This is a genomic window from Chryseobacterium viscerum (genome assembly GCF_002899945.2).
GTDB lineage: Bacteria > Bacteroidota > Bacteroidia > Flavobacteriales > Weeksellaceae > Chryseobacterium > Chryseobacterium viscerum.
The window spans coordinates 23768-39836 of record NZ_PPEG02000002.1; the positions used below are offsets into that span (position 1 = coordinate 23768).

The 16069-nt window shown below is 35.5% G+C and carries 15 protein-coding genes and 1 riboswitch; of the genes, 4 read left to right on the plus strand and 11 right to left on the minus strand.

Going from position 1 to position 16069, the window contains the following annotated elements; genetic code table 11:
- The first annotated feature begins 35 nt into the window (after nucleotides 1-35).
- From C1634_RS03750 to C1634_RS03760, 3 genes are all read left to right on the plus strand, one after another.
- Complete coding sequence (locus C1634_RS03750) at nucleotides 36-1346, plus strand: T9SS type A sorting domain-containing protein (RefSeq protein ID WP_103234419.1); 1311 nt, start codon at nucleotides 36-38, stop codon at nucleotides 1344-1346.
- Nucleotides 1347-1480: 134 nt separating this feature from the next.
- Nucleotides 1481-1658: riboswitch (cobalamin riboswitch) on the plus strand.
- Nucleotides 1659-1691: 33 nt separating this feature from the next.
- On the plus strand, nucleotides 1692-3518 hold the full coding sequence (locus tag C1634_RS03755) for a TonB-dependent receptor plug domain-containing protein (RefSeq protein WP_103234420.1): 1827 nt from the start codon (nucleotides 1692-1694) through the stop codon (nucleotides 3516-3518).
- A 19-nt stretch (nucleotides 3519-3537) separates the two neighbouring features.
- Complete coding sequence (locus C1634_RS03760; protein ID WP_103234421.1) at nucleotides 3538-4593, plus strand: DUF5074 domain-containing protein; 1056 nt, start codon at nucleotides 3538-3540, stop codon at nucleotides 4591-4593.
- Nucleotides 4594-4757: 164 nt separating this feature from the next.
- Here the strand turns inward: C1634_RS03760 and C1634_RS03765 are convergent, their stop codons facing one another.
- From C1634_RS03765 to gldB, 11 genes are all read right to left on the minus strand, one after another.
- Entirely contained in the window at nucleotides 4758-6176 is a 1419-nt protein-coding gene (locus C1634_RS03765) for a CCA tRNA nucleotidyltransferase (protein WP_103234422.1), read from the minus strand.
- A gap of 37 nt (nucleotides 6177-6213) precedes the next feature.
- Nucleotides 6214-6558 carry a nuclear transport factor 2 family protein gene (locus tag C1634_RS03770; RefSeq protein WP_109737914.1) on the minus strand — a complete coding sequence of 115 codons (345 nt, stop codon included), beginning with the start codon at nucleotides 6556-6558 and terminating at the stop codon, nucleotides 6214-6216.
- A gap of 108 nt (nucleotides 6559-6666) precedes the next feature.
- The gene (locus C1634_RS03775; protein ID WP_103234424.1) at nucleotides 6667-7215 is read right to left on the minus strand and encodes an L-threonylcarbamoyladenylate synthase; all 549 of its coding nucleotides are present in this window, start codon (nucleotides 7213-7215) and stop codon (nucleotides 6667-6669) included.
- A 712-nt stretch (nucleotides 7216-7927) separates the two neighbouring features.
- On the minus strand, nucleotides 7928-8290 hold the full coding sequence (locus C1634_RS03785; protein ID WP_228409968.1) for a hypothetical protein: 363 nt from the start codon (nucleotides 8288-8290) through the stop codon (nucleotides 7928-7930).
- A 74-nt stretch (nucleotides 8291-8364) separates the two neighbouring features.
- Nucleotides 8365-8877, minus strand: coding sequence for a DinB family protein (locus C1634_RS03790; protein ID WP_103235676.1), 513 nt, complete (start codon nucleotides 8875-8877; stop codon nucleotides 8365-8367).
- Nucleotides 8878-9001: 124 nt separating this feature from the next.
- Nucleotides 9002-9451, minus strand: coding sequence for a GNAT family N-acetyltransferase (locus C1634_RS03795; protein WP_109737916.1), 450 nt, complete (start codon nucleotides 9449-9451; stop codon nucleotides 9002-9004).
- A 68-nt stretch (nucleotides 9452-9519) separates the two neighbouring features.
- Nucleotides 9520-10662, minus strand: coding sequence for a cystathionine gamma-synthase (locus tag C1634_RS03800; protein WP_317047484.1), 1143 nt, complete (start codon nucleotides 10660-10662; stop codon nucleotides 9520-9522).
- Nucleotides 10663-10797: 135 nt separating this feature from the next.
- Complete coding sequence (gene gldC, locus C1634_RS03805) at nucleotides 10798-11121, minus strand: gliding motility protein GldC (RefSeq protein WP_103233952.1); 324 nt, start codon at nucleotides 11119-11121, stop codon at nucleotides 10798-10800.
- 31 nt (nucleotides 11122-11152) lie between these two features.
- Nucleotides 11153-13339: a thioredoxin-like domain-containing protein gene (locus C1634_RS03810; RefSeq protein ID WP_109738082.1), complete on the minus strand. Its 2187-nt coding sequence runs from the start codon at nucleotides 13337-13339 to the stop codon at nucleotides 11153-11155.
- 10 nt (nucleotides 13340-13349) lie between these two features.
- On the minus strand, nucleotides 13350-14252 hold the full coding sequence (locus tag C1634_RS03815) for an ABC transporter ATP-binding protein (protein ID WP_109737917.1): 903 nt from the start codon (nucleotides 14250-14252) through the stop codon (nucleotides 13350-13352).
- A 135-nt stretch (nucleotides 14253-14387) separates the two neighbouring features.
- Nucleotides 14388-15371 carry a gliding motility lipoprotein GldB gene (gldB, locus tag C1634_RS03820; RefSeq protein ID WP_185145116.1) on the minus strand — a complete coding sequence of 328 codons (984 nt, stop codon included), beginning with the start codon at nucleotides 15369-15371 and terminating at the stop codon, nucleotides 14388-14390.
- A 52-nt stretch (nucleotides 15372-15423) separates the two neighbouring features.
- Here gldB and C1634_RS03825 point away from each other — a divergent pair, with 52 nt between their 5' ends.
- A complete protein-coding gene (locus C1634_RS03825; protein ID WP_103233955.1) occupies nucleotides 15424-16062 on the plus strand; it encodes a leucine-rich repeat domain-containing protein in 639 nt (212 codons plus the stop codon).
- The last annotated feature ends 7 nt before the right edge of the window (nucleotides 16063-16069 follow it).

Here is a 16069-nt window from a genome sequence, read left to right on the forward strand (position 1 = left end):
TTTTCACCAATTCGGAACGCTAAATATAATAAAATATGAAAAATTTTTACAGAATGTCAATGAAAATATTGACGGCTTGTCTTTTCCTGAAATTTGGTTTTGCAGAAGCACAACTTACTGTAATGGGTTTGGGAAATTATAATGTAGGTGCCGTTTCAGATAATGGAGTGGTAAGTATGCATACCAGTGCAGGAGGAATCTATAAATGGAATGCTGCCGGCGGACTTGTACAGATAGGATCAATATCCAATGGATATCCGGCTGCAGGAAGAACTGTGGTTTCAAATGATGGAACCAAAATATCTTCTTCCATCACCAATGCAGCAACGGGGTTCAATGAAATATCTACTTATGATGTGGCGGCCTCCACATGGGTAAACAGAGGTGGGCTTGTTCCTACCGGATGGGACGGAAGCGTAAGCTCTACCTGGGGAATGTCTACTAGCGGAAGCACAGTTGTAGGTCTGGGATATCTTACCGCAGCCAATGCACACGCTGTGAAATGGGATGAAGTAGGCGGAATGATAGACTTGGGAAGTATGGTTCCCGGGCGTAGTTCCAGAGCCAATGCAATCAATGCGGCAGGAACGGTGATTGTGGGCTGGCAGGATGAGCCGACAGGTACCAGAAGTGGTGCAAAATGGCAGGATGGCGTAGAAAGTTTTATTACAGATAATAACGGAAATAATGTAGGTGAAGCAGGAGGCATTTCTGCTGACGGAAATACCATCATAGGAGCGGCAAATCCTAATCCCTATGTCTGGAATGCCACAAGTGGACTTACTTATATAACGCATCCTAATGCTTCTTTCAATTTCAAAGGAGGGGCCACAGGAGTTTCGGCCGACGGGAAAACGGTAATTGGATATTACAGAGCATTTGGAGCGCCTCCAATGTCGGGAGAAGGCTTTATCTGGACTTCATCCACCGGAAGGGTCAATCTGAATAACTATGCAGTATCCTTAGGAATTGTAACGAATGGAGTAACAATGGGACTTCCTCTGGCCATTTCACAGGATGGGAAGAAAATTGCAGGAACGGGAACTAATGCCTCCGGTCAGATAGTCGCTTTTTATCTGGATACCTCTGAATTTTTATCAGTAAATGATACAGTGAAAGAGAAAAATAGTATTGGTATTTATCCAAATCCGGTAACTAATATGCTCTATTTTAAAGGAACAGGAAAAATAGAGAAAGCTGAAATTTATAATTTGGTTGGACAAAGGGTGAAAACATTCAATACTGTAGAAGGGCAGATTGATGTTTCATCCTTGTCAAAAGGAGATTATATTCTGCAATACTCAATGAAAGGAGAAAAACACGCTTATAAATTCATAAAAAATTAAACATATATAATAGTAAAAGTAGTGGGATGAATGGCCGTTTTCAATGTTGAAAGCGGCTGTTCTTTTTTTACTTAATTAGGGAGATAGGTTTTTTTAAGCATAAGTCAGGTTTTTGGCAAATACATATAAAAAGCTATCTTTGCAAAAATTTTGGTTTCCAGTATATTGGAATGAAAAGGGAATCGGGTGTAACCCCCGGACTGTCCCCGCAACTGTAAATCGCAACAAAAGTTTCTGCAAAAAACCACTGTCTAAAAACGGGAAGGAGCAGAATGCGAAAGTCAGGAGACCTGCCAGAATTATAATCAAAAAAACATATTGCTTTCGGAGGAAAAGTAAAAGAGTATGGATATAAAAAGATCATTAGTACTGCTTTTTTCGTCTTATGGCTGTTTTCTTTTTGGACAAGAGAATACCATTGACACTATTTATGTCTTCGACAACCAGATGAATAGGGTGAAACTTTTTCATCCTGTAAAAACAATTTCGGCGGAAGAGGCCGAGAAAAACTCCAGTAACCTTTCAGAACTCCTGAGATTTCAGTCGCAGGTTTATATCAAAGAAAATGGGCGTGGTGCTGTTTCTTCACCATCTTTCAGGGGAACTACTGCTCAGCAGACGGCTTTTGTATGGAACGGAATTAATATCAACTCCAATTTTTTAGGGCAGGGAGATATCAATAATATTGCTTTGTTCGGATATGACCAGATTGGTATAAAAGCCGGCGGTGGAAGTGTAGTATATGGAAGCGGTGCGATCGGGGGAAGTATCCACCTGAATAATACCCTTGATTTTAATAAAGGTTTCCATGGTTCATTATTTTCTGAAGTAGCTTCTTTTAATACCTATAATAATTTTGTAAAAGGATCTTACAGCAATGATAAGTTCAGCTTTAAAGCTTCCGGAAATTATTCTGTAAGCGAAAACGATTATAAGGTAAGCGAACTGAATTATATCAACAGAAACGGACGTTATTACAATACGACATTCAATGTAGGAGCATCCTATAAGATCAACACTGATCATAAAATTTCTTGGCAGAGCCAATTTTTTGATTCTTCACAGCATTTCCCTGTGTATGAAGAAACGGGAACCAAAACGAAATATAAAACTCAGAGTGTAAGAAGTCTTCTTTCCTGGGATTGGAACAAAACAAAGTTCAGTAACTCCTTGAAAGCGGCTTATACAGAAGAGAACTTTCAGTATTTCGGCTCGTTAAATCTTCCTAAATCAAGTGGCGGAACAGGGAAGAATTATATCTTTAAAAATGATTTCAATTATTTCCTGAGTTCAAAGTGGAATTTTAACCTTATTGGGGAATTTCAGGTCAATAAAGGAGAAGGGTATCAGAGCGGAATATCCAGTGTCAGTAGAAATATTGGTTCTGTTTCCGGATTGTTGAGGTATTTTGCAACAAAAGACCTTCGTTTTGAGGGTGGATTTAAGAAAGACTTTGTGGAAGATGTAAAGTCACCGTTTTTGTATTCATTCTCCGGAAAATGGAGCGCTGCAAAATGGTATGATGTGAGCATTAATGTATCAAAGAATTTCAGATATCCTTCATTTAATGATATTTATTATGAACCGGGAGGAAATAAAGACCTGAGGCCGGAAACATCTACGCAGGTAGATATGACGAACGAGTTCAAAGTAGGAGATTTCAAGCTTGCTTTGTCTCCTTATTATATGAATGTGACAGATCTTATTGTATGGCTTCCGACGGCTTTGGGCTACTGGCAGGCATTTAATGTCAATAAATCTGAATCTTACGGATTAGAATCTCAGCTGTCTTTCAGTAAACAATTGGGCAATCATAAGATCCGAGCCAATGCAGGATATTATTATGCAAGATCTATCGATAAAGAAACGAATATGCAGAGACCTTATGTTCCTATGCATAGAGGGAATGCCAATATAGATTATGAATATCGCTTCTTTAAGTTTTTCGCACAGGGACTGCTGAATGGTGTTACCTACACGACAAGTGATGAAAAGAGATCAGATGCTATTGATCCTTATTTTCTTTTGAATGTAGGAGTTTCTGCAACCTTAGCAAAAAAATATACCTTAGGGTTCAAAGTGAATAATCTAACGGATACCTACTATAAAACAGCTTCTTTTTATCCTTTACCTAAAAGAAACTATAGTGTGTATGCCGCAATAAATTTTTAAAAATTAAAATTGAGTAAATATGAAAATAACTAAACTTTTAACTGTATTATTTGCAGTAGTGTTATTGTTTAACATTTCTTCATGTTCAAGTGATTCTGCAGAGTTTGAAATGTCCCCGATCACGTATCAGAATGGGTATTTTATCTCTAATGAAGGGAACTTCAACAGCCAGGGGGCTAAAGTAACTTTCCTGACAAGAGACTTAAGCCTGAAGCAAGACGATGTGTATGGGTATAACAACAATAAAGATATTTTGGGTGACGTACTTCAGACCATTGGTCTTAACGGAAATAAGGCGTATCTTGTAATCAATAACTCTAACAAAATTGTTGTTGTAGACCGTTATACATTTAAAAGAGTAGGAGTAATTACGGATCAGATTGATAACCCAAGAGGGATTACTTTTGCTAATGGATTTATCTATGTTGCCAACACGAATTTCACTGCCAACACGAAAAGTGTAACGAAATATAAAATTTCTGACCTTTCATTTGTAAGTAAAATCAACATGACTGAAGTTTCTGATAAAGCAGTAGAAGCAGGAGGAAATGTTTTCATACAGAATGCTTCATCTGGGTATGGGAATAAGATTACTTATATCAATACTTCCAATGATAGTAAAACTGAAATTACCGTTCCGAATGGTAGTGTAAATAACACCGTTTCGTATAACTCTAATGTGTACATAATTTCTTCAACGGCTGCAGATTCTTATATCTACAAGATTACAAGTACAGGAACAATGACTCCAGTAATTACACTGACAGGAATTCCAAATGCTACAAATCTTCAGATTGATAACGATAAAATCTATTTCAGCTCTGCCAATAAAGTGTATACAACAAGCTTAGCTGCTCCAACAGTTCCTACAACTCCATTATTAACAGCTGCTGATGGTGGTCAGTATTATACTCTTTATGGATTTAACGTTATTGATGGAAGAATTTTTGCATCAGATGTTAAGAAGTTCACAGAAAATAGCGAAATGGTTGTGTATTCAGCTGCTACAGGGAGCAAGATCATGTCTGTTACCACAGGAGGTCTGGGTGCTAACGGTACTGTTTTGAATCAATAATGCTTCACAGCATATAAAGAAATAATTTTTTATTTTTTCATCATTTGTGTTTTTTTCCGGTCGGTTTCTTCGAAACCGGCCGGCTTTGTTTTATACTGGAACAAAAAAAGCCCGGCGGGATGTGGAACATCCCGCCGGGCTTTTTATATTATCTATAGATTGAATTAGATTGTCAATCCCAGTTTCTCTGCTTCAGCAATGACAAACTTGGTAGCTTCTTCTTTTTCATTAGGAATTTCACCTTCAAGAATAGCTTCTTTTACTTTCTCTTTCAAGATACCAATTTCACGTCCTGGCTTAAGATTAAACATTTCCATGATCTCTTCACCGGTAATCGGTGGCTGAAAATTTCTTACCTGGTCTTTTTCTTCCACTTCTTTGATCTTTACCGCTACATATTCAAAGTTTCTTTTGAACTTCTCCTGTTTTTTAGAGTTTTTAGTGGTAATATCTGCCTTGCAAAGTGTGAAAAGGTCTTCAAGGTTTTCTCCGGCATCAAATAAAAGTCTTCTCAGCGCAGCATCTGAAGCATCATCAGTGATCAAAGCAATAGGCCTTGACGAAAGCTTTACCATTTTCTGCACATATTTCATATCACTTCCCAACGGTAGTTTTAATCTTTGGAAAAGTGCCTTTACCATTTTTGAACCTAAAAATTCATGTCCGTGAAATGTCCATCCTGTGCCTTCTACATACTTTTTTGTAGGAGCCTTTCCAATATCATGGAGCAGGGCAGACCAACGAAGCCAAAGGTTATCTGTATTCACAGAAATATTATCCACGACCTCTAAGGTATGGTAAAAGTTATCCTTATGAGTCTGTCCTTCCACTTCTTCTACACCTTTCAGTTCGATCAGTTCAGGAATAATAAGCTTCATAAGACCTGTTTGTTCCATTAATCTTAGTCCGACAGAAGGTTTTTCAGAAAGCATGATTTTGTTGAATTCTACCATGATTCTTTCCATAGAAACAATACTGATCCTTTCTGCTTCCTGCTGAATAGCCTGCAGAGAGTTTTCTTCAATTTTAAAATTTAAAGTGGAAGCAAAACGCACCGCTCTCATCATCCTCAACGGATCATCAGAGTAGGTCTGTGCAGGTTCTAAAGGAGTTCTTAAAATTCCTTTTTCAAGATCTTCAATTCCATTGAATGGATCAATCAGTTCTCCGAAATTACCTTTATTTAAAGAAATAGCCATCGCATTGATGGTGAAATCTCTTCTTTTCTGATCATCTTCCAGGCTTCCTCCTTCCACTTCTGGTTTCCGGCTGTTTTCTGTATAGCTTTCCTTTCTTGCTCCCACAAACTCAAGTTCAAGTTCTTTATACTTGATCATGGCTGTTCCATAAGTTTTGAATACGGAAACCTTTAATTTAGGATCTATATCCTGAGCTACATTCTGGGCAAGTTCAATACCACTTTGCTCCGTTACAAAATCTATATCTGTAGAAGCTTTTCTTTTCATCAGAAGGTCACGAACATAACCGCCCACAATATATACAGACTGATTATTCCTTTCTGCTGCTTCAGAAATTATTTTAAAGAGTTTTAAATTTTTATTTTGATTAAGATTAATTATCATCGTTAATAATAGTGTCAATTTCTACCAATGTTACCCATTAATCGTAATGAGCGTACATTCTACTAATTTTTCCTTCTTCATTAAAAAACATGACTTCAACAGCATGTTTATCCATAATCGACTTATAAAATAATGCTACCGAATCTACTCCTGCCGTAGAATGAATCAAATCAAAATGAAGATCCGGAAATTTATCCAGTGCCTTCCTCCAATATTCACGGATTGCTGTCTTTCCTTTCAAAGAGCTTTCCTTACCGCCTGTAGCCATAGCAATCATGGGAGTTGTGATCTCAATATCATCTGAGTAATGGGAGAGAATATCCTCTAAATCATGAGAATTCCATGCATTAACCCATATTTGAGCAAATTCCTGATGATTCATAGCAAATAATTTATGAGTTGAGTTTGCAAAGATAGAATTAAAAAAAAGAAATCCTGCCGATATGAACTGACAAGACTCTAAAAAAATAAACAAAAAGGTTCAAAATTTCTACTCCCTAAGAACCTTTATTCTGTTATCACTCCATATTTTGATCACAGAAGAACCCGAGTATTTTGAAACTTTTTCTCTGTCTTCTTCCACTGCATAATCTACAAGGCTGATCATCTCCTCAGAAATATCGGAAAACTTCAACGGACTTTTTTCACCACTGAAGTTGGCAGAGGTAGAAACCAAAGGTTTGTTCAGTTTTGTAATCAGTTTTTTGCAAAAATCATTTTTTACAAGACGGATTCCAATACTTCCATCTTCAGCAAGAAGTTCTTTAGGTAAACCTTTTGGATTTTCATAAACGATTGTTACCGGTTTTTCGCTAAGATCAATAATTTCCCAAGCCATTTCAGGAACATCCACAAGATCCTGAAGTCTTTTTTCAGACTCTACAAGAATAATCATGGATTTGTTCTTTTCGCGCTTTTTGATGTCAAAAATCTTATTGACAGCTTCTATATTAGTCGCATCACAACCAATTCCCCAAATAGTATCTGTAGGGTAAAGGATTGTTCCGCCGGATTTTAATACTTCGATAATATGTTCCATAATTGTAAGTGAATTCAAAGAATGGATAAAGGTAGAAAATCTATGAATTTTAGGCAAAAAAATAAGATGTAAATGTGTGAGAACGGATTAAACCGTATGTCTAGAATGATTATAATCCGTGAAAAAATGAATTAAAATAGGTTGTACGTTTAACAGGTTCAATATAGTCTGATCTAAGTATTTTTTTGAAATCCATTTTGGTTAGATATTTTGAAAATAATACTGGAAAATTTGATCTTGATCCTTCTTTAATGAAAGTATAAAGAATAGTATTGTCTTTAAAAAATACAATGGTTGTCTGTTCATAATCTTTTCCGGGGCTATAAATATCACAAGGTTCATTAAGAAAAATCAGATTCCCAGAAATCTTTGAAATTCTGTAATGATGTTTTTTTCCATACTCAAGGATTCTCTTTTTGGCTTCTTCTTTGTGAATAGTAAATGTAATTTGCTTTAAATGTTTCTCTGTAAATTTACAGTATAGTACATATAAGCTAAAGATCAGTAAACAGGTAAGGATAAATTGTTCTAAGCCGCTATTCAGTGAAAAAGTTAAATCTTTTAAAAAGAACAGAGTGGCCACTGCTAATACTGAAAATCCAAAATAGATTGAGATAGTATCAAACTTGTCATATGAGCTTTCTTCAAAAACTAATTTTTTAGATTGAATACTTTCTGTGATTTTTAATTTTTTTAGTGATCTCATTGGAAATTAGGACGATATTTTATTTCCATTAAATTTAGATTTTATGATTGAATAAACCGAACCAACAGTTAAAAATAAAATAGAGGTTATCCATAGAAAATAACCTGTTTCTAAACTGTATATCCTTCCCATTCTTCCATTTTCAGCTGCTAAAATTTCCTTCCAGAAAAAAAATGAACTAGCGGTTAAAAAAGCTATTAAACCCAGTATAATAGAAACCGAAAAATATCTTTTATAACAAAATACAGCCGAAATAAAAAACCAGCCATTGGCAGTCCATACCAAAAATTCAAATAGGCCACCACCCAAAAAACTAATTGGACCCATAAGAAATACTTCAAATGATTTATAATCTTTAATTGCTCCCATGTCTTCAATTTTAAAAGCTGTAAAACAAAGAGAGAGTGCAAAGATTAACATACTGAGAAGTGCTATCCGTTTTCCTACATCCATCCCAACTTCGATAAATACCTCTCTTCAATAATGTTCAGATGATGGTAATTGTGTCCTACAATCAGTTTTCCGATGGTTTCTACAGAAATTTCATGACCATTGGCTGTACCGGTATTTTGTAAAGCGGAAGGTTGAAGGGTTTCCAGTAAAATCTGGGAAGATTTTCTCACCAATTTGTATTCTTCTAATAAAGATTCAAGTGTTCTTTGATCAGCGAAAGATTGGTCAGCATATTCATTTTCATCAAATCCCGGAAGATTGTTTTTTTCTCCTCTGGCAAAAGCTAATATTCTGTATTGGAAAACTCTTTCTGTATCCGATAAATGGAGTAAAAGTCCTTTTAAAGTCCATTTTCCTTCTGCATAAGCAAAGGTAGATTGCTCTTCTGTAAGATTAGAATAGATTCCTATGGTTCTCTCTGCTGAAATTTTTAATTCATTCAACCAGTTTCCGGAGGGAATCTGATCTAAATATCTCTGAATATATTTTTGAAAATCGCTCATGTTATTTTTTTGTTTTTAGTGTTGGTTTTGGGTTACGAGGTTCGGGATTCGAGGTTTTGAGATCCGAGATCCGAGATCCGAGACGGAGAATATTATGTATAAATTATTTATTACTCATTACCTATTATTCATGATTAGTCCACTCGTAAAAGTTGACAGAGTCATAAAGCTCAAATCCGCAGGCTGGGTAAAGCTGATTTCCGATATCATTGCTTTTCCCTGTCTCTAAAAGAATACCACACGCTTTTGAAGATCGGCAGTGTTCTTTAGATTCCTCAATCAATTCTTTGGAATAGCCTTTTCCTCTGTGGTTTTCCTTCACGTAGAGATCGTTCAGCAACCAGTAGCGCTGCATTCTTGTAGATGAAAATATCGGATATAATTGTACAAAACCTGTCAGTTCACCATTTTCTTCCACAACAAAAATTTCTGAATCTTTACTTTCAAGCCTTTCTTGAAGAAAAGTTGTCGCTGCGGGAATATCAGATTCTTTATGATAGAATATTCTGTACTGATCAAATAATTCTGCCAATTGAGGCAAGTCAGAAATGACTGCTTTTCTTGTATTTTTCATAGGTGTTTGGTGGTTATAATAAAATGAGAAGGATTTGATAACCCTTCTCATTTTAGTGTATTGTATGTTTAAGAAAAAGCTTTCTCAAGATCTGCAATAAGATCTTCTGCATCTTCAATACCTATGCTTAAACGAACAAGATCATCAGTGATTCCCAATTCAGCACGTTTTTCTGCCGGGATTGAAGCATGAGTCATCAAGGCAGGGTGGTTAGCCAGAGATTCTACCCCTCCTAAAGATTCTGCTAGTGTGAATACTCTCACTTTCTCCAGGAATTTGATCGCATCTTCTTTCTTTCCAGATTTGAATGTGAATGAAACCATTCCTCCTGATTCTTTCATCTGAGATTTTGCCAATTCATATTGAGGGTGAGACTCTAGTCCCGGGTAGATTACTTTATCTACGGCAGGGTGAGTTTCAAGATATTTGGCTACGGCAAGACCATTGTCAGAATGTCTCTGCATTCTTAGTGCCAAGGTTTTGATCCCTCTCAATACAAGATAAGAATCGTGAGGACCTAAAATACCACCGCTTGCAAACTGAATAAAGTGAAGTTTTTCTCCCAATTCAGCATCTTTAGCGATAAGAGCTCCTGCGATTACATCAGAGTGTCCACCCAGATATTTTGTTGCAGAGTGCATCACGATGTCAGCTCCCAAATCAATCGGTCTCTGGATATAAGGTGTTGCAAAAGTATTATCCACCGCAACTAAGATATCCTTTCCTTTAGCAATCTCAACAACCGCTTTGATATCTACCAATTTCATCAATGGGTTGGTTGGTGTTTCTACCCAGATCAGTTTTGTTTTATCTGTAATAACATCAGCTATTTTAGAAACATCATCAAAATTAACGAAAGTAAATTTCAACTGATATTTTTCGAAAAGTCTTGTAAACATTCTGTAAGTACCTCCGTAAAGATCATCTACAGCAATTACTTCATCACCAGGATTCAATAATTTCAAAACACAGTCGATTGCGGCAAGACCAGAACCGAAAGCTAAACCTCTCGCTCCATTTTCAATACTTGCCAAAGAATCTTCCAATGCCTGTCTTGTAGGGTTAGCAGCTCTTGAATATTCATATCCGGAATGTACACCCGGGCTTTTCTGTGCAAACGTAGAGGTCAAAAATACAGGTACATTTACAGAACCTGTTGCAGACTCATGGTGCTGCCCTCCGTGAATTACTTTTGTATTAAAATTCATAATTTTTTGCTTTAGGCTTTGAGCTTAAGCAATAGGAAATATTGCTTAAGCTCATTGTTTTTTTATTAAAATTTGCTCTAGGCTGAATGCAAAAAGCTTACCGCTTACTGCCTGCAGTGTATCGCATATTATATTTTTTTACTTAATAGCAGATTTCACGGCAAACTCTTCCGCAATTTCTTCTATCCACTGTGCTACATCCTCTTCACCTGTTGCTCTCTGGTAAGTATTTCCTAAAGAGATCAAAATCTGATGAATAAACATCTTCATTTGGTCTACAGGCATTTCTTTGGTCCAAAGATCTATTCTTAGTGCCTCCATTGCTTTTTCATCCCAAACAGAAATCATCGTTGCTTTAGTCTCCTGTTTTTCAACACCTCCATCCTGAGCGTTCCATATAATGCTTTCAGGGATGTGGTTTTCATCAAGCTCTACATCTATCGTAATCTGAGTTTTTCTCATAACTTTCTTTTGTTTCTAATTTTATGCAAAGTTAATATTTCTTCAGCTTATCCAAAATTTCTACAAAGTTATCTTCATCAGGAAATGGACTGTCAAAGTTAAAAATTTTACCTTCGGGATCAATGATGATAAATCTCGGGATATACAGTATTTTGTAAGTATTCATAAATTGAATAGCGTTCGTAAGCCAATACTGTGGAACGTTTGATGGTTTTGTTTTTAGGTAATTCTGCCACTTTGATTTGTCCTCATCCAAACTTATAGAGATAAACTGTATATTTTTATAATTTCTATACTGATAACTTCTTTTTTCGAATACAGGACGAATTTGCTTGCACGGACCGCACCAACTTGCCCATAAATCTATTACGACATATTTTCCTTTATATTTTGAAAGATTTTGAAAACTTCCATTATCCTGTAGAAGTTTCATATCAGGGAACGGTGCCCCTTTCTGAGACCTGTTAATCTGTTCAAGTTTTGCATGAAGCATATTTTTATAATCTATATTGTCCACGTTGCCAATCTCAGCTGAAAAAAGCTTAGTTCTCGCTATACTGTCGGTTTGGAGATCCATGTTTTTTAATAGATGTTTAGATAGTAGCTGATCTTTCATCCGTCCTTTAGGTAGCTGGTCAATTTTTATAAATAAAATGCTGTCTGCATTAGAAAGCTGTTCTTTTTCTGTAAGCATTTGATCCAGCTTATATTGAAGGTAATTATCATTTTTACTTAGAAGCTGATCTGGGTTTGAAATATTTTTATTCAGTTCATTCAGAAATTCTTTAGGAGGAGCAAATTTTGAATCTGCCCATGATGTCATTTTTCTGTAATTATTAATTTCATTGAGGTATTCAACAGCCATCAACTTTTTTCTATACGCTTTATAATCTTCCGAAAGAGCATTGTTTTCCGGATTGGTAAAACCATTTAAAATTCTTTGATTGTCTTTCCAGTCAGATTGGGCTACTTCATAAAACTTTTCCGGATTATTTATTAAAGTTTGGTTTTCTACTGCATACCAGAATTCTGTTCCAAAAGAATTTGCAGTTTCTTTATAATCTTGGTCAGCTTTTCTGTTTGAACGCAGATGAGATAACATTTTTATATCATTTAAATGAATATCAAAATCAAACCAGTCTCCGCTTCCCATAATAAGCTCAAGTTTTTTATTTCCGATTTCCAGTATATATTCATCCAGTGGAAGATTTTGAGTTGTAACCCAGCTGAAAGTATTGTCTTTAATTTTTGCTCCTCCTATTTTTTTATGGAAATCTTTTGAATAAATTTTAATAGAATCAATTTTAAGATCTGTTTCTAATTTTCCAGTGATGGATACTCCTGTACCGTCACTTGTATAAGGTTTCGGCTTTTGGAAAAAATAGAGTAGCCCTACTCCCGCAATGAGTGTAAGAATTGAAATTGAAATCTGCTTTTTATTTGTAAGAAAAGCATTTTTAAACCCTTTTTTACTGTACCAGAAATATCCGAGGATCAGAAAAATAGCCATCCAGAAAAAACTCATGTATTCGGAATGAGAAATGAAACTGTTGAGGTCTCTGATTTCCGGGGCTTTCCAGAAGATATAAAAAGAGCTGTAAGGATTAAAGGAAAAAGCCTGTTTATAGATGATAGAAGTAATGTTTGAAGCCAGTCCCAATACTCCAATTAGAAATGGCCATATGAATCCGGGAAAGGCCACAGAGATACAAAGCTGCAACGCTGCAACTCCCAGAATAGTAATGCAAAGCCTCAGATATGTTTTGAGCATCCATATTCCATCAAACGTCAGCAATTTTGCAGCATTCGGATGAATATAATAATCTGCCAGTGCTAACACTACATTGGAAAGGAAAAATGAAGTAATACAAATAAAACTCAACAGAATTAAAATAATATATTTTGAAAAATAAAGTTGAAATTTGCTTACCGGCTGGGTTTCCATCAGTTGCCAACCATTGTTTTTATGGTCAGTTTGTGCAATTCTGTTTGCGGCAATGATGATGAAAAGAAGCATAAGGAAAAAAGTGAAAAACTTTAAAGAATCACGTATTCCATTTTCAAAAATCGAATATTTAAGTTCTTCTGTGAATACGGGTTCGGATGTAAATAAATTGATTAACGGAATCAGAGTTCCTAAAATAATGGCGATGTAGACTAATCCAAGCCCTTTTATTTTCAACCATTCTATATTGACTGCTATTATTAACTTTTTCATTTTTGTAATTTTAATTTTTTGTAATTTCCATAAACCAATCTTCCAGACCAGCACTGCTTTTGATTTCAAAAATTTCTGCATTGTTCAAAACAAGCTTCTTTACAAGATCAATAATATCCTCCTTTGATTCGGCAGTAACTTCCAGCGTGTTTTCATCTATTAATTTTGGAGAATAATTTTCTGGTATTTCACCGATAAACCTTGATGCCTGATTCAGTCCAATTCTTATATGATTGTATCGGTACAGTTCATTCAGATCTTTTATGCTGCCTGTAAATTTGATTTCACCATGCGAAATAATTGCGAGATGGGTAATCATTTTTTCAATTTCCTGCAGAAGATGGCTTGAAATAAATATCGTCACTCCCTCTTCCTTGTTCAGCTTTATTAATAACTCACGTATTTCCAGCATTCCGTTGGGGTCCAAACCATTCACAGGCTCATCCAGAATCAAAAGTTCAGGTTTTCCCAAAAGTGTCATAGCAATAGAAAGTCTTTGTTTCATTCCCAAAGAATATTTCTTCATTTTAATATCTCTGCTTTCCCATAAATTGACCAGATGCAGTACTCGCTCACATTCTGTCTCAGGTAAATATCTTAGTCTGGAAATGATCATCAGATTATCCCATCCGGATAAATGATCATAATAGGCTCCACTGTCTATAAGACTACCAATCTTATTGAAGCCGTCCGGATAAAGGGTAGAAAGATTTTTTCCGAAAACCTGTATGCGGTTGTTTTCGTCCGGAATACTGCCAATCAATAATTTCATTGTTGTGGATTTTCCCGCTCCATTGGCTCCCAGAAAACCAAAGATACTACCCGTAGGTACCGAAATATTGAGGTTTTTCAAAATTTTCTTTTGTTTTGAAAATTCAAAATTTAAGTTTTGAATATCGATAATATTTTTCATGTGTGATTTATTTAGCACAAATCTATACAATAAAAAGGTAATATGCAATACAAGGTAATATGTTTGTATTTATTCGTCAAAAAAAAAACATCCTTTAACTTGTGCTAAAGGATGTTGATATTTAATTTTATAAAATTATTTTAACTTTGGTTTGTAACCGGATTGATTAAAAATGGTGGTGGCATCCATTTTCAGGAAAGCTGTTAACTTCGTTTCTGGTTTTTCCTTAAGGTATGCTTTACAGATCTGCCAACCTGTAAAAATTCCGATTTGTGGGGAAGATTCGTTGTCGATCTCCGTATAAAATTTCGAGAAAGGTCCCGGCGAGATAAAACGCTCTCCAAGTCTCGGATCATCTCCGAAGATCAGGTTGCTTTCTACAAAATAATTCCAGATATTCGCTTCATTGCCTGTTGCCCATTCATACTGCTTCTTAGTATAATTCATTTTCAGATAATCCGGAAAATCCGGAAGAAAAGCATCCTGAAGAATCATTACTTTTCCATTCAGAATGATCTGATCAATAAATTTCTGATGATCAGGAGATTCTGTTACGATATTTTCTGCAAAAAGCTGTGACACTTTCGGGACAATATTTTGCGGATTCATCGATTTTTGGAAATACAACTCCAATCCTTTATAATGAGCATTTCCGTCTCCCATAAAACCGGTAACATCTATAAATACCAGATTTCCTTTCTGATCATAAAAAATAGGATCCTGCACCATCTGTAGAGCAGATGAAAACAGATATACCTTTGGACTTTTAAACTGTGGGAAGTAATATTTAATATGTGAAAATAAACTCTGAAGTTCCTTTTGCAGTTTAGTCTGATCTATTTTTCCGATGGCCTCCTTGTAGATTTTTATCTCTTCAGCATCAGTTCTTCTCTTTCCAAAATCGGAATCAGAAACACTTCCTTGGAACCATGGGAATTGAGCTTTAAACTGATCCAACGGAACATTCGGGTTGTAAAATTCTTTGGAAATATCAGTGATGTCAACTTTTTCGGCAGTTTCTTTGACTTCTACCTTCCATTGATTTTCAGTTTCTTTTTTGCAGGAAACAAGTCCGGCAGCTAAAACAGAAGAAAGCGCAATATATCTAAAAATCTTCATTATTTTTACATGGAATTTAAGTTGACAAAAATAAGGATTAAATACACAATTCATGATGAAAATTAAAATATTTATAGCCTTTTGCCTTATTTCGGGACTTTCTTTTTATTATGGGCAAAAGATTGAGTTTAAAGATAAAAACTTTGAAAAAGCAATTCTTGAAAATTTTGATCTGAATAAAAATGGAATATTGGAATCTCCGGAAGCTTCTCCGGTTACCAATTTGTTCCTTGTTCAAAAGGGAATTACTTCCACGGAAGATCTGCACTTTTTTAAAAATGTAAAAATGATTGTCCTGGATAATAATGTGATCTCCAATATGGTGATAAGCAACCTGGACCAACTGGAATTGTTTTCGTGTACAGGATGTAAAACCTCTTCATTCAAAGCCGAAAACCTGAAGCATTTAAGTTCATTATACCTGGATAATAATCTGTTGGAAGGTATTTCGCTGACAGGAATTCCGAAAATTGATCAATTAACATTATCTTTAAATCAATTAAAAACAATTGACCTGACTCAGTTTAAAGCATTAAGAAAACTGAATGTAGAACATAATAAGCTTCAAAAAATTGATATTTCCGGGAATCAGCTCTTACAAACATTGAATGTAGCCGGGAATAAAATAAAGGAAACAGATATTAAGAAAGGAACAAAAACGGAGGTCACCATTTTTGGAGCTGGAGAATAAAACTAAT

Excerpts from the sequence above, each read along its gene's own strand:
- C1634_RS03760 (WP_103234421.1), top strand. The coding sequence starts at position 3,538 with ATGAAAATAACTAAACTTTTAACTGTATTATTTGCAGTAGTGTTATTG.
- C1634_RS03825 (WP_103233955.1), top strand. The coding sequence starts at position 15,424 with ATGATGAAAATTAAAATATTTATAGCCTTTTGCCTTATTTCGGGACTT.
- C1634_RS03775 (WP_103234424.1), bottom strand. The coding sequence starts at position 7,215 with ATGGAACATATTATCGAAGTATTAAAATCCGGCGGAACAATCCTTTAC.
- C1634_RS03785 (WP_228409968.1), bottom strand. The coding sequence starts at position 8,290 with ATGGGAGCAATTAAAGATTATAAATCATTTGAAGTATTTCTTATGGGT.
- gldC (WP_103233952.1), bottom strand. The coding sequence starts at position 11,121 with ATGAGAAAAACTCAGATTACGATAGATGTAGAGCTTGATGAAAACCAC.
- gldB (WP_185145116.1), bottom strand. The coding sequence starts at position 15,371 with ATGAAGATTTTTAGATATATTGCGCTTTCTTCTGTTTTAGCTGCCGGA.
- C1634_RS03810 (WP_109738082.1), bottom strand. The coding sequence starts at position 13,339 with ATGAAAAAGTTAATAATAGCAGTCAATATAGAATGGTTGAAAATAAAA.
- C1634_RS03795 (WP_109737916.1), bottom strand. The coding sequence starts at position 9,451 with ATGAAAAATACAAGAAAAGCAGTCATTTCTGACTTGCCTCAATTGGCA.
- C1634_RS03765 (WP_103234422.1), bottom strand. The coding sequence starts at position 6,176 with ATGATAATTAATCTTAATCAAAATAAAAATTTAAAACTCTTTAAAATA.
- C1634_RS03770 (WP_109737914.1), bottom strand. The coding sequence starts at position 6,558 with ATGAATCATCAGGAATTTGCTCAAATATGGGTTAATGCATGGAATTCT.
- C1634_RS03755 (WP_103234420.1), top strand. The coding sequence starts at position 1,692 with ATGGATATAAAAAGATCATTAGTACTGCTTTTTTCGTCTTATGGCTGT.
- C1634_RS03750 (WP_103234419.1), top strand. The coding sequence starts at position 36 with ATGAAAAATTTTTACAGAATGTCAATGAAAATATTGACGGCTTGTCTT.
- C1634_RS03790 (WP_103235676.1), bottom strand. The coding sequence starts at position 8,877 with ATGAGCGATTTTCAAAAATATATTCAGAGATATTTAGATCAGATTCCC.
- C1634_RS03815 (WP_109737917.1), bottom strand. The coding sequence starts at position 14,252 with ATGAAAAATATTATCGATATTCAAAACTTAAATTTTGAATTTTCAAAA.